Genomic DNA, 24,411 nt, shown 5'->3' on the forward strand with positions numbered 1-24,411 from the left:
AGTACCGTTAATAGATTTTTAGTTTGCTGCTTCTTTTTTCTTTAAAAGTTTTCCAATATTTATATTTGGAATCATAACTGCTACTACCAGTAATGCTCCAATGATAACTAACATTACCTGAGATGGTACATTGATCAATCCTAATCCATATCTTAAGAAACCAATGATAAAAATCGCAATAACTGTTCCCGGAAAATTACCTTTACCGCCTGCGGTTGAGATACCTCCCAATACTACCATGGAGATCGCTTCCAGTTCATATCCCGCCGCTATATTGGAACGGGTACTTCCCATCCGGGCTGCCAGGAAAACTGCTGTTACTGCTGAAAATGTACCTGCGATCGTATATACGATCAAGCGAAGTTTCTGTACGTGGATACCTGCATATTCAGCTGCCAGACGGTTACTTCCGATTGCATAAATTCTTCTTCCGAAAGTGGTTTTATGTAATACCAGTCCAAAAGCTACTGCACAGATTACAAATACGATAAACATGTAAGGTACCGGTCCGATGGATCCCCAGTATAAATTACTAAACCATTCAACGCTAGTCAATCCTCCGGCTGCCTGGTCTCCTAAGAGAATTTCAGCAATACCTCTGAATAATATCTGAGTTCCTAATGTTACAATCATAGGTGCTAATTCTGTAAACTTCGTAAGAATCAGACCGTTTAAAAAACCACATGCAGTTCCAACCAATAAACAGATAATGATTGCAAGCCCCATTGGGACTCCTGCGTTATATGCCAGTGACATTAAAACCGCTGATAATGCTACAATAGAACCAACTGAGATGTCGATTTCACCCAGTACCAGGATATAAGCCATTGGCAAAGCAATGAATGCTTTTTCCAGGAAAGATGAGGTGGCCGTAAATAATCCTGATACACTTAAATAGTTGGGTGAAATGAAGGAGTTCATAACATTAACGGCAATAAACAAAATTATTAAAAATGTTTCCCATTTCAGAAGGGTCTGTTTCCATGATGATTTCTTTTCTGCTGATATTGTTCTTCCAGATTTTGTTGCCATGATTACATCTCCCTTCCTTTCAGATTATTCTTATCCATAACTCTCTGAGCCATAACATTCAGGATAACAGCAACTAATATAATAACACCTTTTATTGCGCTCTGCCAGAATTGGGATACTCCAATTAATGGAAGCGCTTTTCCTATAATAGCAATTGTAAGTGATCCTAAGAATACTCCGACCACGCTTCCGCGGCCTCCGGTTAAACTTACACCTCCAATTACACAGGCTGCAATAACATCCATTTCAATTCCGGTAGCCATATCTCCCTGAGCTGATGCATATACTGATACCCACATTGCACCTGCCAGACCACAAATGGCTCCCATCAGGGAATAAACTAATAACTTAATGTTGTCGATTCTAATACCTGAAATCTCTGCTGCTTCCGGATTACTACCGATTGCGTAGATCTTCCTTCCTGTTCTGGTCCATTTCATGACGATGAAGAAAATAATATAACAGATAATCATAATGGTAACCAGATTATTAACTAATCCAAATGTCAAATAATTGCTCTGAGCAAATGCCTTAAATTTCTCCGGTACCTGATATGCAGCTACCCATTGGCTGTTTGCAATCAGATATGTCAGACCTCTGTAAATATTCATAAAACCAAGTGTTGCAATAATCGGTAATACTTTTCCTTTTGAGATTACCAGACCGATTACAAGTCCGCATACCAATCCAATCAGAATTGACATTACAAAACCTAATAACGTATTTGAAAATACTCCATCTCTCATCATGAGAGCACTTCCCATACCGGATAATGCTATGGTGGATCCGATGGAAATATCAATTCCTCCGATCAGTAACACACACATCATACCAAGTGCAAGAATCATTGTTACGGAATAATTCTTTAACATTTCTACAATAACCGTACCCGTCAGGAAAGAGCTGTTTCGAAATTGTATAAAGATACAAAGTACGATAACTACCAGGAGCAAACTCATTTCACGAGAGCTGGTTAATTTTTTTAGACTGAATTTCTTTTCCATTTTGTTGTTTGCCTCTCCTTTCTAGTTTGCATCGCCGGAAGATTTGGCCATCGCATATTTTAAGATGCCCTCCTGGGTTGCTTCCTCACGGTTTAATTCTCCGGTTACTTTACCCTGACACATAACTACGATTCTATCACTCATACCCAGGATCTCAGGCATTTCAGAAGAAATCATTATTATCGCATAACCCTTCTTTGCCAGATCACCCATGATCTCATAAATTGCTGCTTTGGCTCCAACGTCAACACCCTTTGTCGGCTCATCCAGGATGATTACCTTAAGGTCTGAGGAAAGTAATTTTGCTACAACAACCTTCTGCTGATTTCCGCCGGACAGTGAACTTGCTTTATCAAATATGGTAACAGCCTTTGTATCCACTTCCTCTGCCAGCTTTTTCGCGGCTTCTCTTTCAGCTTTATCGTTGGTAATTCCATTTTTAGAATATTTGCTGAGTTCTGCAAGTGTAATATTTCTTCCGATTCCCCAGTCTAAGATCAGACCCTGATGCTGCCTGTCTTCCGGCAGAAGACCGATACCTAACTGCATGGCATCTGAAGGCTGTTTGATATGTACTTCTTTTCCTTCCAGGTAAACCTTGCCTGAATCAAACTTCTCTACTCCAAATATGGTCTGTACTACCTCGGTACGTCCGGCTCCTACCAGTCCGGTAAGTCCCAGGATTTCACCTTTTTTTACGCTAAAGGATACATTTTTGAAATATCCCTGTCGGCTTAATTTTTCTACTCTCAATACTTCCTGGCCAAGCTTAACATCCGGTTTCGGGAACAAATCATTAATTTCACGTCCAACCATGGCTTTGATCAGGTCTGCATTGGTGATTCCATCTACACCATATGTTCCGATATATTGGGAATCCCGGAATACGGTAACTTTACTTGCCAACCGATACATATCTTCAAATCTATGGGAGATGAAAATAATGGATGCTCCTTCGTCCCGAAGCTTTTCCGCTATTTTGTAAAGTTCTTCGGACTCTCTTTTGGTAAGCGCTGCCGTAGGCTCATCCATGATGATGATTCTGGCTTTCATAGACAGTGCTTTGGCAATTTCTACCATCTGCTGCTGCGCAACACTTAAGGATCCCATTTCTGCAGTTGCATCGAAATCTGCATTTAATTCTTTCAGGAGCTTATTTGCCTCTTCATTCATTTTCTTCCACTGGATCATGCCGTGTTTTACATCTTCATGACCCATGAAAATATTTTCGGTAACCGTAAGATGCGGATAGGAAGTAACATGCTGGTAAATTGCTGCGATTCCTACTTTCTGTGCATCCTTTGGACCTTTAAAATTTACAGGCTTGCCATCCAGGAACATCTCGCCCTCTTCTGCTTTATGTACACCTGTAATAACTTTTATAAACGTGGATTTTCCGGCGCCGTTTTCACCCATCAGTGCATGTATCTCGCCCTTTTTCAATTGAAAATGTACCTTGTCAAGAGCCTTTACACCTGGAAATATCTTTGTAATACCTTTTAATTCAAGAACATACTCAGACACCTTGTATTCTCCTCCCTTATCTTTTTTCATTTATCTTTGATCTATTAATATCCTATCATCTGGCTAATTTAATTTATACAGGAAAATAATTGGATTCAGGGTAAAATATTTTTGAATTTTGAATAAATTATGAACAATCTGTCCATATAATAGCTAAAAAGGTTTATTTATCCAGTATCTATGAGTTTATGATTTGTTAACAGAAAATCTATGATATGACTGATACAATCATACATTTATCTGCTATAATGATCACAGAAAATAACATCGCACTATTATCTTATAAGGAGGATTCTCATAAATGAAAATATTAATTGCAGATGACGACAAAATGTCACGCCAGGGGCTCACCTGTATGATCCACAAAGAATATCCCGGTCTTCATAGAATATTTGAAGCAAATAACATAAAGGAATTGGTAACGGTTTCAAAAGAAATGCACCCGGATCTCATATTCCTGGATATAAAAATGCCCTTAATGGACAGAATAGAAGGGTTTGAGGAAACAAAAAGACACTGTCCCAATGCCAATATTGTAATTCTCAGCGGATATTCAGACTTCCATTATGCCCAGAAAGCAATCCAACTGGGTGCAAAGGATTATCTGGTGAAGCCAATTACGTTAGAGGATATTAACAGAAGCCTGTTACAGGTCAGTAAAAAACTGGAAAAGTTAAAATGGGTCAGTTATAACAATTTTCCGCATCAGCTAATTCAGGATTATAATAGTTTCCAGTCTTATGGAGAGATTCCGGAGGACTATCCCGCCGAATACCAGGGATATGTACTGTATGCAGACTCCCCTGACTTTCATGAACAGTATTCCATGTATCAACAGATCCAGACCAGGATCCAGGATTATTTTTCAGCCAACTCATCAACTCCTGTATGCAATGGTTTTCTATATCTGGATGACGGTGCGCTTCTTATCCTATTAAAAGAAGACCCTATGCGCCGGGAGACCCTTACTTTTCTCCAGAACCTGACCAGGAAGAATCGCTCTCCGCTGAGTGTAATCTGCTTTTGCTGCAATACCTTACGGGAATGTTTTAAAATTGCTGAAAATATATCAGACCACGCAACCTTCCGGAGTCTCTGTGAATATGGCAATTTGATTCCCTATCACGATTTGGAGCAGTCTGTTGCTGAAGATGCCCTGCAAAAATTAAACAGGATGATTAATCTGATTATTTTAGGATTTTTGGAAAAAGAAGAATCTCTGCTTTATCAGGCGATAAACCCTTCTTTTCCTGTTTCCTCACTGGAAGGTGTTTTCGCCAGATGTGAAAAATACAATCTTTCCCTGTATCTGAAAGCGGTAACGGGAGATTTATTTCACACGGAATCATTTTCCTTCTTTATACAATCTGTACAGGAAAAAATACAGGAAATGCATGGAGCCTCGCCTGAATCTCCTGATTATGATTTGTCAGAAAAAATAAAACAGTATATCAGGAAAAATTATACCCATGACATAGAAGTACAAAACCTTGCCGAACTGTTTGGGCGTACCCCGGATTATCTCTTTCAGTTATTCCGTGAAAAGACCGGAATCCGTTATACAGAATATCTGGAAGAGATACGGATCGCAAATGCAAAACGGAAATTAAAGGAACAGCCGCAGCTTTCCATTAAAGAAATTGCTTCTTTAACAGGCTTTTGCAGCAGTCAGCAATTTACGAGAGTATTTACAAAATGCACAAATATGTCCCCTTCTGAATATCAAAGATGCATTAATAACGAGAATTTGTGAATAAACGGCGATTCCTATTGTAATCTTTTTATATTTTGTTAAAATGTAACTGTAGCTATCACAATCAGGGAGATTACAATAGATGAAATTACTAATAGTAGATGACGAACAATTAACAAGAGAGGGATTAATGTCTTCTGTGAACTGGAGATCCCTGGGTATATTTGACATTTTTCTGGCTGATGATGGAATTAATGGTCTTGAGACTGCAAAAAAGGAAAAACCGCAAATTATACTGAGTGATGTAAGAATGCCCAGAATGGACGGTATTGCAATGGCAGAGAAGATAAAATTGATCCTGCCGGATGCATGCATTATATTCATGAGCGGATATTCAGATAAAGAGTATCTAAAGGCGGCTATCAAATTAAAGGCTATTAATTATGTAGAAAAACCTTTGGATCCTCTTGAAATTGAAGAAGCTGTACTGGAAGCAATTGAAGAGAACAAACAGTTGAACCGTACCAAACAGTCAGAGACATTACTTTCTCTGGAACGATCCTCCAGACTGGCACTGCTTTTGACCTATCCATCCCAGGATGTGGAAGGAATAGACGATTTACTGCATGATTTTCAATATCCGCCCAGTTCCATCCTATACTTCACCACATTAATTGTGAAGTTAACCGACAACTTTAATGAAAACATGGGGAATTCCATCAATACCATACACAAACAGTTAGACTCATTCCTGCTGAAATACCATTTGCAGAGTATACACGTAAGTAAACACGAACAGCATATTGTATATCATATTTTCGGAACGGTAAAACCTTCTCCTGAAATTATACTGAAGTGTTCAGAATACCTGAAATCTCTGTATAGTGAGATAGGGACTTTTTTTATTGTCGTTGGCAATACGGTAAATGATATACATAAAGTTTACCATTCCTATAGCCAGGCTGTTATACTGCTGCAGAGCAGCTTTTTCTATGATTACAACAGCATCCTGACTGATGAGAATTCAACTACTTTATCTACTTCCGTGTTTACCGATCCTTCCTCTGCTTTTGCAGAAGCTCTGTCTGATAAAAATAAAGATGAGGCAGCCGGCATATTGAATCATATTTTTAATTATTTTAAAAATAACCGGTCTTATCTGCCGAATCAGGTACGGGATATATACTACAAACTGTTTATGATTGTACAGAACAGCTGTAGATCCCAGCAGGTAACCGCCGGGACCGAGTCCCAAATTGAAAGTATCTTAGAATATATTGAGAAATTTCAGACTTTGGCAGAGCTGCATAAATCACTGCTCAGTAAGATAGACGATTATTTTGAGGCACTTAATAACCAGGTTTCGGAAAATTCCACCATTTTTATGATTAAAGAATTTATTCAGAAGAATTTTATGAATGATACGTTGTCTGTGAAAGATATCAGCGAACATGTCTATCTCTCTACATCTTATGTCTGCACTTTGTTTAAAACAGAAACGCAGCAGACATTGAACCAGTATATTACGGATTACCGTATGGAAAAGGCAAAACAGCTCCTATCTGACCCCAGGTACAAGATTACCGATATTTCCTCTAAAGTAGGATATTCCGATGGTAATTATTTTAGCAAGAGTTTTAAAAAAATCGTTGGTCTCTCACCTTCTGAGTACAGGGAGAAGGTGCTGAAATGATAAAACCGCTACAGCCACTGAAAGATTTGTATTCTAATATGCGGCTGCAGTCCAAATTTATGATCACCCATCTGGTGCTGATCATTATTCCGACTATTGTAATTGCGTATTTTTTTTACGGCCAGATGTATGATACCATTGTATCCGAAACGATACGCCAGGAGCAGAACTTTTCCAAACACTCCTCCTCTACGATCAATGCTGCAATGGATCAGATCAATGTAGTAAGTGACTCCATTCTGGACAATGCCTATCTTACGGATATTTTAAATGAAAAAAATTCGTTTCGCTTACTACAGCTGCTCCGGTCTGCAAAAACAGAAGATTTTTATACTTTTACCAATTCAATGATTGATGGAAATCTTATTACGGATATAAAAATATATATGGATCTCCCCACGGAAGATTTTTATGATGATTATAATGGCCAGAAGTCCATATTTCTGCATTCCAGTGAGGCAAGGGGGTCTTATTGGAGCGGCATATTTAACAGTACACCCATTCCTTCGCTGTTCTGCCCGAAGTTCTACCTTTCTCCAAAAGAGGTAGAAAACTATGGATCAATGTCCTATGTACGTAAGATTAAGCCGCAGACCGCCGCCCCCGAGGACCCTTCTATTTATGTAGTGGTTTATTTTTCCCAGGAAAATATTGATCAGCTGCTTATGCAGGGAATATCAGAAAATAATACCGTCTCATATATAGTAAACGAACGAAATGCCCTTGTATCTTCTTCCGATAGTGCTTATGCAGGTACTTATCTGATGAACTACGATACGATTAAAGACTCGTTTATGCAGTCAAATAACTACATTACCAAAACTGTTCTCGGAAAAGAAGTATATGCCGGCTTTTATAACGTAACCCATACTTCCTGGTATATGGTTTCTATTTTACCTGCACAATCCCTGCAGAACAAAGGAAAACTTTTAATCGTACAGTTTGTTCTTTTTTACCTCTTCTTCCTGGGTGTGGCATTTATTATGGCTACCACCCTCTCCAGATCCATCACAAAACGTCTGGGTGCAGTTATTAACCAGATGAAGACGGTGCGGACAGGACGACCTGTATCTATGGAAACGGCACAGATTCATGATGAGGTAGGTGATCTGATTGATACGTATAATTATATGAGTACCGAGATGAATACACTGATGGATAATCAGGCTAAGTCAGCGGAAGATCTTAGAATTGCTGAATTTAAAGCCCTGCAGTCCCAGATAAATCCTCATTTTCTGTACAACACCCTGGATATGATTAACTGGCTCTCCCTGAGCCATCAGGAGGAAAAGGTGACGGAAGCTGTACAGGCACTGTCAAAATTCTACAAACTGACTCTGAATAAGGGTAATATAGCCATCTCCCTTAAAGAGGAGATTACCCAGGTTTCACTTTATGTAAAGCTGCAGAATATGCGTTATCAGGACAAAATAGAATTTATTATTGACGTCCCGGATGAAATGATGGATTACGAAATCCCCAAGCTGGTTCTTCAGCCTCTGGTGGAAAATGCCATTATGCATGGTATTTTTGAAAAAGAGGAAAAAATGGGAACGATTTTGATTACCGGTTGGCTGGAAGATGAAGTTTTAGTCTTAATTGTATCGGACGACGGTGTAGGAATCTCGGAAGATAAGCTAAAAATTATCCTCACCGGAGCCGGGGAAAGTATTTCAGGAAGTAATATCGGTATCTATAATACACATGAACGACTACAGCTTTTTTATAATAACACCGACTTTGGCCTTGCATACAGCAGCAATGAAGGAAACGGGACGGAAGTAGAGATCCGAATCCCCGCGAAGAAGATATCTGTTTAAAATATGCCTGGTTAAATTTATAAAGTCACAAAATAATTATTTAATTTATTATTTACTTCCAAAAAATATCCAATACAACATTGACTAATCCTCAAAAAATGTTATCATATATTTGCGGGGATATGATGGTCTGGTATTCGTTCACTCATTTTTTGTAAATGGTGTCTGTTATCAGATCATTTTCCTTTTCTATAAAAAATGCAAAGAACCAGAGCAAATCCCTCCCTGATCTGCTCTGGTTCTTTTTAATTTGCAAGATATACATCTGCCTGCTGCCGTCCGAATACACAGGCATCCTGATGATTATTCATATAGATATCCACGTGTCCATAAGGAGTTCCCCTATCTTCCACGGTATAGACTTCACCATTAATAATCAATCTGGTTCCAAATGGGATACCTCCCATAGCAACTGTTTTGCCCTGTACCGGCATAGCTCCGCTGGCTGTTGGCCCTCCCGACCAGACACCGCAGCAGACCGGGCAGCTGCAATAAGCTGTTAAGGTAAAGTTCCCCAGATGCTGTCCATAATCCTGTTCCCGGGCAAGCTCTGTGTCACCCTGGACGCTGCTGTCATTTTCCGGTCCGTCATTGATCATAACGTCATCTTCAATAATGCGGACTGCCCATACAGCGCTGTCGTAGCTGACGCTGTTGGTGATAATGCCTCTTGCACTGCTGTGCGCTTCAATATCCTGTCCGTCACCAATATACATGACTACATGATATACATATCCATTCCGTGCATAAAAGATCAGATCTCCCGGTGCTGCATCAGCTGCCGGAATCTGCATGCCAAATCTCGCCTGGTCCTCGGCTACCCGCGGTATGGAATATCCAAATTCACTGTAAATACTCTGGACAAAGCCTGAACAATCTGCTCCGTTTGTAAGGCTCGTGCCGCCCCAAACGTAGGAATTTCCTAAAAATTGCTTTGCAAAATCCACCATAGAATTGCGGAGTGCACTGGAAGCTGTAATTTCTCTTACGGTTGTCAGCGTATAATATAAGGATTTGTTTTCTTCCATAGGAATGAGTTCCCTGGCAAATTCATAATTTTCTTCCTTGTTCATTTTAACAAGTTCAACTGCCTTTTTGCCTTTGATCAGATTCTTACGCTGAACAAATCCACGCACATAACCGGATTCTACGTAAATCCATTTTTCATCCCCGTCAGCCAGCACATAGCAGAGCCCGCCTTCCGGTAAAACACCGATGACATTTGAATTTTCTTTTTTCCGTTCCTGGATACATACCCCATCCGTTTCTGCGATGGCATATACCTTTTTCACTACTGTTTTCTGTGCAGTTGTCTTTGTATAAGTCCAGGCTTTATTTTTTAACGGACTTACAAGGCAATCTGCTTTCAAAAGATTTTTTGCCTTTTTCTTTTTTACATAACTTTTCGCTTTTTTGCCCGTAAGAAGATTTTTTGTCTTAACAAATCCTCTTACATCTCCCGACTCTATATAAACCCAGCCTTTTTCATCTTCCTCTAAGATATAACACAGTCCGTTTTTTCCCAGTTCTCCCACCGGTCTGGATTTGACACTTTTTTCTTCGTAGATCTGCAGATTCTTCCTTTTGGACAGTGCATATACCTTCTCCACTGTTGTAATGCCAAAAGGTTTTTCGATCTCTTTTGGTTCTTCAATCTGCTGCTCTTCAATTAATGCAAGATTTGCATTGATTTCTTCCTGTGTCATCTCTGTTGCCGGTTCCATCTGTGGTTCCGTGCTTTCTTCTTCCCTCTTTTTGGTTTCCGATTCCGTCTCTTCTTCGGACTCCGTTTGTGTTTCTGTTTGTGTTTCCGTTTCTGTCAAGACTTCTGTCACTGTTTCAACAGGTGTTTCTGTGAGGACGGCTTCTGATTCTGTGAAATGCTCAGATTGTATAGAATGATCTGACACAGGCTCCGTAACAGGCTCTGTCTGGGGTTTCACCTCTGTTGTCCGTTCCGTGGTCCTCTCCGTCTGAGGTGCTGCCATCGCTGTGGATGGAATAATTAAAGAAAATGCCAGCGCTAATGCTGCTGCTTTATGTACTAATTTCCATTTCATATATTATCCTGCTTTCCCCCTTGAGCTTCATTCAAAATGATCCATAGGATGTCTTGTCTAAATCATCTTATCATCTCTGACCTATTTCTGTCACATGATCTGGTGCCGCATTCATTTGCTGTCCGGGGAAGCTGTGAAAAGCCTCCCCCAGATAAATGTTTTATACTTATTTACTTATTTTACACGAATAATGATTGTATCTGATTTTCCATTATAAGTCTTTGCTTTAATTGTTGTTTTTCCCTTTTTCAAAGCTTTTACTTTACCGGAAGAACTAACAGTTGCCACATCTTCATTCGTGGATGTAAATGTTACTTTTCCTGCGCTTCCGCTGGAACGTGTCACTTTTAATTTTAATGTTTTACCAGGTTTCAGGTTTTTAATTGAAGCACTGAGTTTTATTGATTTTGGTTTATTTTTTACCGTTATCTTACACTCTGCAGTTTTGCCGTTTGCGGTACGTACCGTGATTGTTGCCGTTCCTGTTTTCTTGGCTGTAATCTTACCTCTGGAATTAACTGATGCAACTTTCTTATTGCTGCTTGACCATGTAATCTTACTTGTTTTTGCATATTTTGGAACCAGCGTGCTCTTTAAGGTATATGTTTCCTGAACACCTAAAGTCTTTGTCTTTCTATTCAGTTTAATTTTATCAACTGACTGGGTAACGGTTACTTTACAGGATGCTTTCCTGCCGTTTGCTGTTGTAACTGTTACCGTAGCTCTTCCTGATTTCTTAGCAGTCATCTTTCCGTTCTTATCAACAGTCAGGACCGATGTGCTGCTGCTCTTCCAGGTAAGCTTCTTATTTGTAGTATTCGAAGGTTCAATACTGGTCTTAAATGTATATTTTTTGCCTTTCTTAATAGAAAGTTCGGATTTATTCAGGGATACTTTTGCCGCGAATACTTCCTGTGGCGCTACTTTATCCTGGGTTGCTGCAGATAACGTTCCCTTTAAATTCTCTGCTGATACAACCGCTGTAATCGGATAACCCACATCTAATTTCGTAAGCTTATAGCTTGTACCAATAGCCCCGTCAATCACCTGATTACCACGCATCCAACTGATTGACAGTTTGTCTGCATTCTGAACTCCTGTGATATCCAATGTAAGAGTTTGTCCTTCTTTTACGGTTCCCTTAATTACAATAACACCTCTTAAAGTATCCTTGTCTGTGGAAACCTCAAGTACTTTACCCGGCCTTCCTGCTTCATGTGTATCCGTAGCTGCAATTCTCTGATAGAAACAATAAACCGTATTCGGCTGTAAGCCTGTAAATACTGCTGAATTACCAAATACTAATTCCTGATCGCCGGTCTGCATTGCATACTCATAACCGGATATGGTCTTTAATGTAATACTGTCTACTGTAACCTTTGCTGCCGCAGGCTTTAACGGGTAAATTTCACTGACCGTTATTGAAGTAACATTGGTATATTCTACCTCATTATATGTCAATTTAACGGTAATATTTGCCTTTCCTGCATTCCTTGCATTAATTATACCATTTTCATCCACTTTTGCAACATTTTCATCGTCAGATTCAACAAAAAATGTTTCATTCGTCAAATCAATGGTTTCTCCAGCCTCATCTTTCATTGAAATCCCCAGGATTCTGGATGTTTCATCCCAAAGCATATTGGTTTTTTCAAATACAACCTGAAGTCCGTTTTCATCTGGTACAAGTCGTAAGTCAGCCCATACAAGTAATCCTAAGGTGCTTGTTGTAAAGGTAACCTCTGTCTTGCTTTCATCTGTAAACGTAAACGGCTGCTCTGTTTTTACGCCATCCTCTGATACATAGTACAATGCAAGCTGATCTGCATCATAGTATTCCGGTATTCTCATTACTGATTTTACTTCTTTTCCATCCAGAGATACCTCTCCCTGGTCAGAAATTAATGAGATATCAAGTATTGTAAATTCTCTGGTGACATCTTTTAATGCTTCTGCTACCAGATCCTGTCTGCTTCCGCTTTCCACTCTTTCTACCTTAAGCTGTGTATCTCCCGGCCATGTTTCGGTATCAGCTGTTAGAGTAACCCCGTTAGCTTCGTCAGTAAGAATCTGTGGCAATACAACCGGGGGTTCTTCCGGCTGCAGTTCTTCCATTGCTTTAAGTAGAACAGCGATGGCATCTGCAATTTCTTCCTCTGATGCATCTTCTTTCAGGAACATATCCTGTGCTGCCTTAAAAGCAATGTCAAAGGCATCTTTTGTTTCCTTGGAAGCTGTCTGATACTTGTCTGTTCCCATCATATCATTGGCTGCTTTAATTGTCTTTTCCAGCTCAGTCTTATCTGCCGGCTGTTCCTCTGCTGTCAGACCCTCTGCTGCTTTGGACAGAACTTCTATTGCTTTGGTTATTTCCTCAGCAGTTGCTTTTCCATTTTTTAAAACTTTCTCTGCTGCTGCCAATGCGGTATCAAAGTCTTCCCGGGAGTTCATTGTTGCATTTTTATATGTGTCTGTTTCTTTTAAATCTTTTGCATCCTGAATTACTTTCTTTAATTCTGTCTTGTCTGCTGCTTCTTTGTATGCGGTTTTAAATTCATAGGTTCCTGCCGTAATTTCAAATACTGCATTTCCTTCTACTGTATCCACATATTTAATGCCATCTTTTTCTTTCTCAAACTCATCTGCCGGAATGCCATTTACCGTAACTTCCATATCTTTTTCAACTGGAATATAAGCGGTTGCTGTAGTATTGGCAGGAATTGCTGCCGTATAGTTAAATCCATCTTCCGACCAATTCCATTCTGCGTTAATCATTCCATAAGCGGAATCATAAGATCCTTTTACCCAGGTAATCCGTTCCTGATTTGCAGGAATATCCTCGTCTGCTCTTCTGTCCGGCTGTGGTTTTAATATGATGTGCTTGAATCCCGGCTGATCTTCATCTGCTTTGATTCCCAGCATATCACTGTACATCCACTCTACAATAGCGCCATAAGAATAATGATTGAAGGAGTTCATATCAACCGGTCCGAATCCGTTTTCCTTTGTATAGGAATTCCAACGTTCCCAAATTGTTGTTGCTCCCTGATCAATACTGTACATCCAGGATGGATTGTCCCTCTGGAGTAACAGGGTGTATGCCATATCAACAGCACCAACTTCTGTAAGCGTCTGATTCAGCATAGCAGTACCAACAAATCCGGTACCAAGTTTATTTCCGTTAGCTTTAATCTTATTAACCAGAATATCTGTTGCTGCCTGCTTCTGGTCATCATCTTTAAACAGACCTACTTTTAAAGTGATTAAATATCCTGTCTGCGTATCTGCACCAGCTGCTAAAGTACCATCGTTATTAATATATTTTTCCTGGAAATGGTCTTTAATTTCATTAAATCTTGCTCTGTATGCCTCTGCTTTCTGTGTTTCTCCGATAGCATCTGACATTTCAGCCATTAACTGAGTATCATATGCGTAGTAAGCACATGCGATCAGATTTCTGATAATACCCTGGTTGTCCTGTTCATTTGGAGCCAGCCAGTCACAATAAGCAGTTCCGGCACCCTCAAAACCTCTGCTGTTAAGCCAGTTCATGTATTTTTCCATAGAATCGTACATCTGAGAGATGATCTGTGTATCCCCATACATCTTAAACATGGTATAAGGAACGATAATACCGGCATCTCCCCAAGCTGCATTACCTGCACCTACTGCTGCAGATCTTGGAATTGTATCGGTATACTGTCCAACACTTGTCTGGCTGTCTCTTGCATCCTGTCCCCATTTATTAAAGAAACCTGCAACATTTGCATTGTAAGATGCCGCCCCGATAAATACCTGTGTATCACCTGACCAACCAAGACGTTCATCTCTCTGCGGGCAGTCTGTAGGTACACTTAAATAGTTACTTCTCTGTCCCCAGAGTGTATTGCTGATTAACTGGTTTACGGATGAATTGCTTGTCTCCAGACTACCCGTTTCCGGAATAGCCGAACCCAGGACTTCTGCCCGGAAGCTGTCAATTGTAATATCAGCATCTGCCGAAATAGATACATAACGGAATCCATAAAAGCTGAATGTCGGACGATAGCTTTCTTTTTCGTCACCTTTCGCAATATAAATGGATGTGGATGCAGCTGATCTGTAGTTTGCCATATAAAGGCTTCCTTCCGGACCGTCATTTCCTCTGGAAGTTTTACCGCTGTCATTTAACATTTCTGCAAAATGCATGCTGATCTGTGCATCTTTTGGTGCTTTTACTGTGATATTTGGCCATCCTACCATATTCTGTCCTAAATCATATACTACTGTCTGGCCCTTTTTCAGTTCAATTACATCATCGGCATTGTAATCATCTTTGATTACATTTACAACACCGTAATCAGAACCATTGTCTTTGCTTCCCTGGTATACACTTGTAGTAACCGGGGTACGTTCCAGTTCTTTCCGAACCTGAATTGTCTGTCCTACCTGTGCAGAAATCACTCCGCCAAAGTTTGTGTCATAACTTACTTTGCTCCAGCTATCATCTTCTGTATAATCTGAAGTAGACATTAAAGCCGCACTTGGGTAATTTGCATCATAGGTTTCACCATCCCAGATATCTGCTTCACGGATTACACCTTCTTTACTTGTTTTCCAGGAACTGTCTGTGTTTAAGACTTTCTTTGTTCCATCGCTGTAAGTAATGATTGTCTTAGCCAGAAATGCCATATCCTTGGTTCCATAGGTATTGTAGGAAATTCTTCCTGTCCACCAACCGGTTCCTACCTGTGCCAGAATAACATTTTCCCCGCCCTTTTTCATTAAATCTGTAACGTCATGAGAGTAATATAATACTCTTTCATTATAATCTGTCCAGCCCGGCTTCATTTCATCATAGATCGTTTCACCGTTTTCATCCGGACGTCCTACTCTGGTTCCGTTCACATACAGATCATATACACCCAGTGAAGATGCATATACTTTTGCACTTACAATTTCTTGGTCCTCTGTTTCAAATGTTTTTCTGAACATTGGCATTCCCAGATTGGAATAATCTTTTGTCAGAAGTACACCTGCATTTCCTTTTACAACAAATTTGCCGTCTTTAAATGAACCTGAACTTGCCTGACCTGCACTTCCTCCAAATGGATTTATGCCATCATCAAAATCATAAGACAGTTTCAATGTTCCTTCTTCGGGTCCGCCTTCTTCAAAGACAGTCACTTTCAGATTGTCCGCCATAAATTTTTCTGTTGCTGTTCCTGAGCGGAAACCAACTCTTCCGTCAATAACTTTTCCCGGCGTTGCCGCAGTTACTTCGAAAGTATCTACCAGCTGGTCATTGATAAATGTCTTGATTTCCTGATTCGTTACTTCAATTTTTACATGAACTTCTTTGTTCAGAATTTCTGTATTATAATCAAAGAAACTGCTAATATCTTTTTCATACTTGTCATAATGTGGTGTACCATTCTCCCAGATATGAGGTCTTAAGTATAATTTTCCTTTATGGTCTGACCCGTTAATCTGCCACATGAACATATTGCTGCTGTCGGATGCTGAGAAGACAATGCCTGCAGAATCGCTGGTTACGGTGATATCGGATTCTACAGTGTAATGTACCGGTGCATCGGGTTCTGGTTCCGGCTCTGGTTTTCCGCTAAGTGCATTATTTATTAAAGCGGTAGTTTCGCCGGTAATGTGTAATCCTCCGTTTTCCACAGTCCCATTGTCAAAAATATTTTCCTGCGTACTGGAATCTGTGAATACTTTAGGCATTCCTGCAACTTTTACAATGATATTTTCATAAACTACATCATCACCTGCATCATTGTTAAAACCAAGCTTTCCATCAAACTGGAACTTATCTAGTTTGTCATGATATTTTGCTTCTACACCATCGATATAGATACGCACTTCCTGTTTATTCGTACATGTGAGAGTGAAGTGATGTTTTTTATTAACCATATCTTCTTTGGATACATTTTTGATATCTCCATGATCAAATTCGTATTTTCTTCCATCTGCTTCTCTCATATGCTGTACAACTGCGGGACCTGTTTTATAATTCGGATTTAACTGTGAATAATAGTACTGGGTTCCTTCCACGTTTGATCCATAGATGATACCTGCTTTACCGGATTTAATGGTAAAATCAGTGTCAAAACGGTAGTACATAGAACTATCCCTGCTAAAAAATACTTTATCCCCCTGTCCATCACCATAGGTTAAATAAAGTTTCCCATTTTCTACAACACCGCCGTCAAACTGTGTATCATTTTCCAGGGAGAAATCCTGATAAAACATAATTGTTCCGTCATTTGCAGTTACCTTAATATCATCAGCCCATACCTGTTCTTTGAATCCGCCTGCCGGATTGGTAGCCTGACGGAAACCGATTTTACCATATGATAAATCTGCATCTTTACAGTCTAACGAATTTACTAATTCATTATTAACATAAGTTTCCACTATATGAGTAGTTGTATTTACTATCAGCTTAAGATTATAATCTGTATTATTTTTAAGTTCTTCTTTTAACTGATATCCGTTATAATCTTTAATGTTTTCGGGATTAAACGTTCCCCCAACACCGTTCCATACATGAGGACGAAGCCAGCTTCCCTTAATACCCTGTTCCATATTATTGTTTAACTGCCACATATAGAAATGGGAATTATCCTTTGCTGCAAATACTACACCCACTGCATCTTTAAATTGTAAATTTGTTTCAATTGTATAAACGCTTTTATCAATTTCAGGTTCCGGTGCATCCGGATCCGGATCGCCGTTTTTCGGCATACGAATCCAGTTTACATCGTTAAATGCATCTTCTTCCAACAGACCCATCTCGAAGGTAGCATTACCGGATGCTATTTCATTGTCGTCTTTATCCCATACGGTTACATGCCACTGGTAGGTTGTGGAGGATGTCAGCGGATTTCCTTCATAAATAATGTCCACTGCTTTATCACTCACTACTTTACCAGTATTCCATACCTGAGTTCCGCCAAGTTCAGATACTTCGATCTGATAAGCGGTCTGTATCTGTCCCTGTACCGTTGAATCCATTTTCCATGAAAATCTTGGTGCAGTATTATCAATCCCTACCGGGTTAACTACGTTATCTACCATCAGTTCTCTAATTGCGGTGTTGCCTTCTGCAGCCATTGCTGTCAATGCCGTCGCGGGCATTAAGGACGTGATAACCATTGCGATAGCTAATATAAGCGATATCCATTTATTCTTTTTCTTCATTTTTTTTCTCCTTCTTTACTTATCTTCGTGAAATAAATTTATTTATGTGACTATCACCTCCTCTTCTTTTTGAATTTCAGTTGCGTAGTGGGACTGCGTTCCTTAAATTGCACAGCCAAACCCCGTTTCCTGTTATTTTACGGTTATCTTAATTTGTGCTGATTTGCCATTGTATAATTTAGCAGTAACGATTGTCTGACCTTTTTTTACTGCTTTAATTACACCCTTGGAATTGACCGTTGCAATTTTATGATTACTGCTTGTATAGGTAATCTTGCCTGCACTTTTGCTGGAACGTTTTGCTTTTAATGCAAATGTCCTGCCTGCCTTTAATGTTTTACTCTTTTCATTTAAGGTAAGCTTTACCGGTGCTTTTCTAACGGTTATCTTACAAATTGCCTTTTTACCATTGCTTGTTTTCACAGTTATGGTAGCGGTTCCTTCTTTTACTGCCGTTAATTTTCCCTTGGAGTTTACTTTTACAACCTTCTTATTACTGGATGTCCATGTGTATTTTTTATTGGAAGCATAGGAAGGTTTCAGCGTTGGTTTCAAGGTATAAGTTTCCTTTACACCCAGTATCTTGCTTGTTCTGTTTAATTTAACACCCGTTGGCCTTTGTGTTACCGTAACTTTACATACAGCCGTTTTTCCATTGGCACTTACCGCTGTAATAACAGCTGTTCCTGCCTTTTTCGCAGATACTTTGCCGCTCTGGGACACCGTAACAACCGATGTCTTGCTGCTCTTAAAGGTCACTGCCTGATTGGTTGCATTGGCTGGTACAACGGCTGCATTTAATACTGCACTCTTACCTTTTTCCAAAGTCATGCTTGTCTTATCCAAAGTGACTCCTGTTACTGATACTTCTGCCGGTTTTACAGCTTCTGTTGTTGTCGCGGTAAAGATACCAGCCATAATCTCAGATGTTACAACTACAGAAATCTTTTGTCCTACATCAGACTTTGTAAGCTTATAGGATGTTCCGTTTGCACCCTGAATACCCTGGTCTCCGCGTTTCCATACATATACCAGGTTCTTTGGATTTTGGATACCTGATGTATTTACGGTAAGTGTTTCCCCTTCTTTTGCAGTACCTGAGAGGCTGATAGTACCAGTCATCATTTCTTTGTCTGTGGTAATGCTCAATGCTTCACTTAAATTTCCTGCTGTATGGTTTTCATTTGCAGCGATTCTCTGGTAGAAGACATATTCCGTTGCCGGATTTAATCCTGTAAATACAGGATTCTCTGTAAATACTAATCCTGTATTACCTGTCCATAATGCATATTCGTACCCGTCTGCAGTCTGTAACGTTATACTGTCTTTGCCTGCTTCTGCTTTTACCGGATTTATGATCTGCGGTTCTGCTGAAGTTACTCTGACATAACCGGATGCCTGCATTTCATCTAAAGTAACATTTACAAAGATTTTTGCTGTTCCCGTATTTTTAGCTGTTATCAAACCAGTTTCATCTACAGCGGCAACATTACCGTTGCTGGTATCATATGTAATGACTGCATTTGTCAAGTCTACAATCTGGCCTCTGGTGTCATATGCCATAATCTGGCTTACCTTTGTTGTTTCATCCCATAGCATTGAAGGCTTTAATGCAGAGGCTTTTATGGTACTCAGTGTAGCTAAATCGCCGCCTTCACCTGCTCCGTCTGAAAGCACATAGCTTCCAAGAAGATCTGCCTGGAACCGGATATCTGTTTTATTGCTGTCTGTATAGGTAAAGGAAAGTTCTGTCTTCTCCCCATCCCCGGATACATAGAATAATGCAAGTTTACCGGTGTCATAGCCAGCCGGTACCTTCATAGCGGCAGTGACGTGGTTTTCACCCAGGGTTAATTCCACGTTATCAGCCCATAGAGTAATATCAAATGCTGTAAATTCATCGGTAACATCCTTCATTGCCTCTGCTACGGTTTCATTCTTTTCATGTCCTGCTTCAATCAGGGCTGTTCTTAATTCCACATTATCCGGCAGTACTCCTGCTTCTGCATGGATAGAAATTCCGTTTACTTCATCCACAAGGGTAATTGGCTTCGGTGCAGGAATCAGTCCGTCAATTGCATTTCTCATTCCCTGTTCTGCCCCATTTACCTTATCTGCATCTGCATCTTCTTCTTCCAGTACCGCCTGAGCTGTATTGTATGCTTCATCAAATATTTCCTGTGTTGCAAGAGTTGCTTCTAAATATTTTTCTGTCTTTCTTACATCATCTGCTTCTTTTAATACGTTTATTAATGCATCTTTGGAAGGAAGTGTTACTTCCGGATTGCTGTACACTTCAATTTCTGCAAGCTGTACACGGAAATTATTCGGGCTTCCTTCATCGGTTGCCACATCCCCAAGTCTGGTTGTGGTAATCTTAATGTACCTCGCGTCATGGGATGCAAAACTGTAAACCTGCTCTTTAAAGCGCGGGTTTGGCTGATCCACTACAGATCTCACTAACTGCCAGTTTTTATTGTCTGCACTTACATAGATCTTAAAGCATTCCGGAAACGCACAGCTTAAATTATCTCCTGCAGCTGCATTTGTCCTTGGGAATAAAGCTACCTGATTTACAGATTTCACTTCTCCAAGATCCAGAACAATATTATGAGGATCTTTACTGATATCTTTTGTACTGTAAGTCTGCGAAGTAAATCCATTAGATTCATTTGTTGAAATACGCTGTCCATCCACTAAATTGCTCTTATCCCAGGAACCGCCGCCCTCTGGCTTATCTGCTACAGTGACGATTACCGGAGTGATTTTTTCCACTTTTTCTGTAAGTTCAAAGGAAACATCAACATCTTCCCTGCCAATTGTCACCGTTGTTGTATTTCCATCTGTGGTACCGGTTTCTGTGCTCCAACCTGAAAATTCATAGTTTAACGGCAGCAGTACTTCTGCTTCAATAGTTACTTCCTGTCCTTCTTTAAAGGCCCCTGCAAATGGAATTCTCTTCTCTACACCGTTAATCTTAACATTCGCTGCATATTCCAAACCATTTGCATCAACGGTTAATACATGTCTTTCCTTTGGAATCTCTGTAAATACAGCTGTGAAATTTACATTCCGGTCTACTGTGATTTCCTTCGTATAAGGAACCTTGCTGTTTTCATCAGAAATAATTTCCGGATATGTACCTGTTATTTTCTGAATTACCCAGCCTTCTGCCGGTGCTGCAGTAACGGTTACTTTTTCACCTTTATTAACCTGGCTCTGGTACGGCACTGTAATATCTGCTCCATTTACCTGTATCGTTCCCTGTCCCACTACTTTTACATTTACATCGTACTGCTCTTTTTCTTCTCCTGTATATTCACTGCTTACAAATGAATACGTTCCGCTTTCTACTGTGAATGCTACATATTCATTGTCTTCATCCTTATAAGTAACTCCATCCGGTAAATCAAGAACAGATCCGTCAGCATAGATTGTCTGATCTCCTAACTGGATCATCGTCTGTTTGCCCTCTATTCTTGGAACATAGATATCAGCACTTTTCGAACCTTCCGGTACGGTTACTCCTAAAGTGATATCTGTATCTGTTTCTTTCACTGTTACAGCGATATCTCCATTAGGTGATGGTATTTCTGCATTGATATCCTTTAATCCTGCTGTCTGTGGTCTTACCTGGAAGCTCTCATATGCCGGGGTTAATGGTGTAATACCTGCATTGAACATATACATCATGGTAAGGGGGCCGCCGGACCATGCATGATTTCTGGTACCTGCATTTTTATCCCAGAACTCCCATAAGGTAGGGAATTCATCCTCGATCATCTCTTTATAACGGGTTTTCGTTCTAGCCATAGCCTCGTCATCATAACCCATCATGTATAAAGCTTCTAAAACGTATTTTTCCATGTACGGGCTGGATTCCATCTGGGTTTCCAGTAATTTTTCAATATCTGCATAACGGCCTGCCGGTGCAAGTCCTGCATATACTGCTAAAGCATTGGCACGGTCATCTGCTTTTCCGCTTCCGGTACTTCTGTAATAAGCATTTTTCGATTTGTCCCAGAATGCTTTATCAAACTTAGACTTAATGCTGTACATACGATCTTCCAGGAACTCAATATCTGCTGCTGGTTTACCCAGGGTCTGGGCCATGTTTAATACACTTTGCGCAGCTATGTAATACCATTCCTGTTCTATAATTTTACCATCCGGATTATTTCCCCAGTCCATCCAGTCCCAGGTTCCGCCTCTGTGGGATACAAAACCATCCGATTCAAGACTCCAGAGTTTCAGATAAGCCAATAAAGAATCGTATCCGTCAGTCATAGGCTGCGCATCACCGGAGTACATGTAGTACTGCCAGAAGGACATAACCCCTGCCAGTGCCTGCATTGGAAGTTCGGAAATAGCATCAATTCCATTTGGAGCTGTCGTAGGCAGCTGTCCTGCCGCATTCTTCCATCCAAGTACCTGGTTTAATGCTTTTTTGTAAAGAAGTCCTGCGTTGCTGTCCATAGCGTAGAATGCCATCTGCATTTCATTTACGGCATCTCCCCACCACTGTGCTCTTTCTCTGTCCGGGCAGTCCATGTAGTTGTCTCTCATGGTTACTAACAGGGTATCATAAGACTTTTTATACAATAAGTTTAAGTCCTCATCCTCGCTTGTGAAGCTGCCAACCGGTTCCGTATTATAAGTAGACGGGCGGAATCCTAATTCCAAAACTTCGACTGATTCCGGAATTTCGAAGTAAACATCATATCCGTTTACCCATCCCAGTGCTTCAAATTCCTGCTCTCCATCTTTTGTGATGTAGGCATGTCTCACTGAGTTGCCATTTCCTGCCGGCTCTTTCCAGGTATCGGTATACATATCGATACGTTTGCCGGCCGCTGATTTCACTTTGAGATAAGGTGTACCCTGAAGATTTGTTGCATTTCGGATGGTGTAGCGTTTTACACCTTCTCCAAGTTTTACCGTACCTGCCTGAATGATTGCATTTGTCTGAGATAAATAGTGATCCCCATTTTCATCTTCTTTAATTTGAGGATCAACAGCGCCGGAAAGTTTCTTAAACTGTGTCATACGCTTTCCAAGCTTATCCTTAGCAAAGTTATCCTTGAACAGCACTGTGCTGTTATCTGCGGATTTTACTTCCAGGCTATAAATACGTACTTTTTCCATATTGTCATTTCGAAAGCCAATGGAACCGCCTTTTAATGCTGTTGTATTAACTCTTTCCATAACAGCGCCATCTACAGTCGCATCAAATCCGTTAGCATCCACGCTTACAGTCATGGTGTGCTTTGTATTAAAACGCTTGTCTCCCGGAATTAAACTGCTGATATCATATGGGCCTTTTACATCCCATCCGCCATTAATATGAATATGAGGTTTATAATTCGCATAATCCTTGCTTTGCATACCATTTAAATCCGCCATACTTACCTGAGGCATATAAAAGTTATTATCATCTTTCATATTAACAGCAAGTCCCATGGAACCTGCAAATGGGGCATTTGACCCTGTTGTTGAAAGAGGATCTACCATAAATGTTAAAGATACGTTGTATTCATCCGGCAGTTCCAATGCTGTAAATACATCATTTGCGGAAGAATCTATATATTCTTCTTTCCAGGTACCTGTTCCATCTGTACCGTCTGCGGTGTATCTCACTACATCATCCACCTTCAGCTGGGGAATCGGACGTTCCCAAAGATCATTATAAGGAGCTTCTCCTGCTTTTGCCTGAATCACGGCATTTTCCCATTTGGAATCGTTAAACTCTGTTCCCTGCCAGCCTGTCAGTTCTGCATTGGCATCGTACATAATATTGGGTTCCGCCAGCCTGTAGTTGGAATCCATATCATGCTTTCCATAAGCAGGATCTTTCACTGCCTTCCAGCTGGTATCGCTGACAATTTTTGTTCCTTCTTTCAGTGCACCTTCTCCGAAGTCAGCGTCAAATAAGAAGCCCGGCTTACCGGAATCTTTGAATCCGTAACCGCTTTTACCAAAGTAGACAACCTGCACGGCAATCGTGTTCTTTCCTTCTTTCAGGAATTTAGCGATATCTTCTTTGTCATAATACATGTCTGATCTGTTCGGTCCGGTTTTTACCATACCTTCAAATACTGCCATTTCACCATTAATCCACAGCCAGTATTTAGAATCTGCCGCTATGTATGCCTCTACTTTTTCCGGCACTTTCTCCAAATCAAATGTTTTACGAAAACTCATCCACTGCCCGGCTTCCCTTGCATCATTGCTCCAGATCCAGTCAGCCGTAAACTCATGGCCCGGTGTTAAATTTTCCGCCGCTGTAACTGTCATTGGTAATATGCTCGTGATCATTAATACCATTGTCAGAATACCGGATATAAATCTTTTCCAACCTCTCATATTTTCCTCCTATGCCGCATTT

9 protein-coding genes are annotated in these 24,411 nt (G+C 40.2%); 3 read left to right on the forward strand and 6 right to left on the reverse strand.

Translation table 11 applies throughout. From position 1 onward, the window contains the following. Window positions 1-18: 18 nt before the first annotated feature. Genes QR40_RS27840 through QR40_RS27850 form a run of 3 tightly spaced genes read right to left on the reverse strand, consistent with a single transcriptional unit; the run spans window position 19 to window position 3,590 of the window. The gene (locus tag QR40_RS27840) at window positions 19-1,032 is read right to left on the reverse strand and encodes an ABC transporter permease (RefSeq protein WP_044289586.1); all 1,014 of its coding nucleotides are present in this window, start codon (window positions 1,030-1,032) and stop codon (window positions 19-21) included. Between the two features lie 2 nt (window positions 1,033-1,034). Further along, window positions 1,035-2,036: an ABC transporter permease gene (locus tag QR40_RS27845; protein ID WP_027295428.1), complete on the reverse strand. Its 1,002-nt coding sequence runs from the start codon at window positions 2,034-2,036 to the stop codon at window positions 1,035-1,037. Window positions 2,037-2,057: 21 nt separating this feature from the next. Beyond that, on the reverse strand, window positions 2,058-3,590 hold the full coding sequence (locus QR40_RS27850) for a sugar ABC transporter ATP-binding protein (protein ID WP_242849134.1): 1,533 nt from the start codon (window positions 3,588-3,590) through the stop codon (window positions 2,058-2,060). A 271-nt stretch (window positions 3,591-3,861) separates the two neighbouring features. Between QR40_RS27850 and QR40_RS27855 the strand changes: the two genes are divergently transcribed. The 3 genes from QR40_RS27855 (at window position 3,862) to QR40_RS27865 (ending at window position 8,766) form a co-directional block, all read left to right on the forward strand. Next, window positions 3,862-5,313, forward strand: coding sequence for a response regulator (locus QR40_RS27855; protein WP_044297725.1), 1,452 nt, complete (start codon window positions 3,862-3,864; stop codon window positions 5,311-5,313). A gap of 82 nt (window positions 5,314-5,395) precedes the next feature. Then, on the forward strand, window positions 5,396-6,946 hold the full coding sequence (locus tag QR40_RS27860; protein WP_044297726.1) for a response regulator transcription factor: 1,551 nt from the start codon (window positions 5,396-5,398) through the stop codon (window positions 6,944-6,946). After that, window positions 6,943-8,766 carry a sensor histidine kinase gene (locus QR40_RS27865; RefSeq protein WP_044297727.1) on the forward strand — a complete coding sequence of 608 codons (1,824 nt, stop codon included), beginning with the start codon at window positions 6,943-6,945 and terminating at the stop codon, window positions 8,764-8,766. The genes QR40_RS27860 and QR40_RS27865 overlap by 4 nt, the downstream gene beginning before the upstream one ends. A 245-nt stretch (window positions 8,767-9,011) precedes the next feature. On the opposite strand, the gene QR40_RS30420 is transcribed toward QR40_RS27865, so the two are convergent. From QR40_RS30420 to QR40_RS27880, 3 genes are all read right to left on the reverse strand, one after another. Further along, window positions 9,012-10,826 carry a C40 family peptidase gene (locus tag QR40_RS30420; protein WP_052431095.1) on the reverse strand — a complete coding sequence of 605 codons (1,815 nt, stop codon included), beginning with the start codon at window positions 10,824-10,826 and terminating at the stop codon, window positions 9,012-9,014. Between the two features lie 174 nt (window positions 10,827-11,000). Next, window positions 11,001-18,026: a family 78 glycoside hydrolase catalytic domain gene (locus tag QR40_RS30425; RefSeq protein ID WP_052431096.1), complete on the reverse strand. Its 7,026-nt coding sequence runs from the start codon at window positions 18,024-18,026 to the stop codon at window positions 11,001-11,003. 132 nt (window positions 18,027-18,158) lie between these two features. Continuing rightward, complete coding sequence (locus QR40_RS27880) at window positions 18,159-24,389, reverse strand: Ig-like domain-containing protein (protein WP_044297728.1); 6,231 nt, start codon at window positions 24,387-24,389, stop codon at window positions 18,159-18,161. Window positions 24,390-24,411 lie beyond the last annotated feature (22 nt).

It is taken from the genome of Robinsoniella peoriensis (genome assembly GCF_000797495.1).
Classification (GTDB): Bacteria; Bacillota; Clostridia; order Lachnospirales; family Lachnospiraceae; genus Robinsoniella; species Robinsoniella peoriensis.

Bases quoted from the DNA above. Each gene is read 5' to 3' on its own strand.
- QR40_RS27850 (WP_242849134.1), bottom strand. From the start codon at position 3,590: ATGAAAAAAGATAAGGGAGGAGAATACAAGGTGTCTGAGTATGTTCTT.
- QR40_RS30425 (WP_052431096.1), bottom strand. From the start codon at position 18,026: ATGAAGAAAAAGAATAAATGGATATCGCTTATATTAGCTATCGCAATG.
- QR40_RS27865 (WP_044297727.1), top strand. From the start codon at position 6,943: ATGATAAAACCGCTACAGCCACTGAAAGATTTGTATTCTAATATGCGG.
- QR40_RS27880 (WP_044297728.1), bottom strand. From the start codon at position 24,389: ATGAGAGGTTGGAAAAGATTTATATCCGGTATTCTGACAATGGTATTA.
- QR40_RS27855 (WP_044297725.1), top strand. From the start codon at position 3,862: ATGAAAATATTAATTGCAGATGACGACAAAATGTCACGCCAGGGGCTC.
- QR40_RS30420 (WP_052431095.1), bottom strand. From the start codon at position 10,826: ATGAAATGGAAATTAGTACATAAAGCAGCAGCATTAGCGCTGGCATTT.
- QR40_RS27845 (WP_027295428.1), bottom strand. From the start codon at position 2,036: ATGGAAAAGAAATTCAGTCTAAAAAAATTAACCAGCTCTCGTGAAATG.
- QR40_RS27840 (WP_044289586.1), bottom strand. From the start codon at position 1,032: ATGGCAACAAAATCTGGAAGAACAATATCAGCAGAAAAGAAATCATCA.
- QR40_RS27860 (WP_044297726.1), top strand. From the start codon at position 5,396: ATGAAATTACTAATAGTAGATGACGAACAATTAACAAGAGAGGGATTA.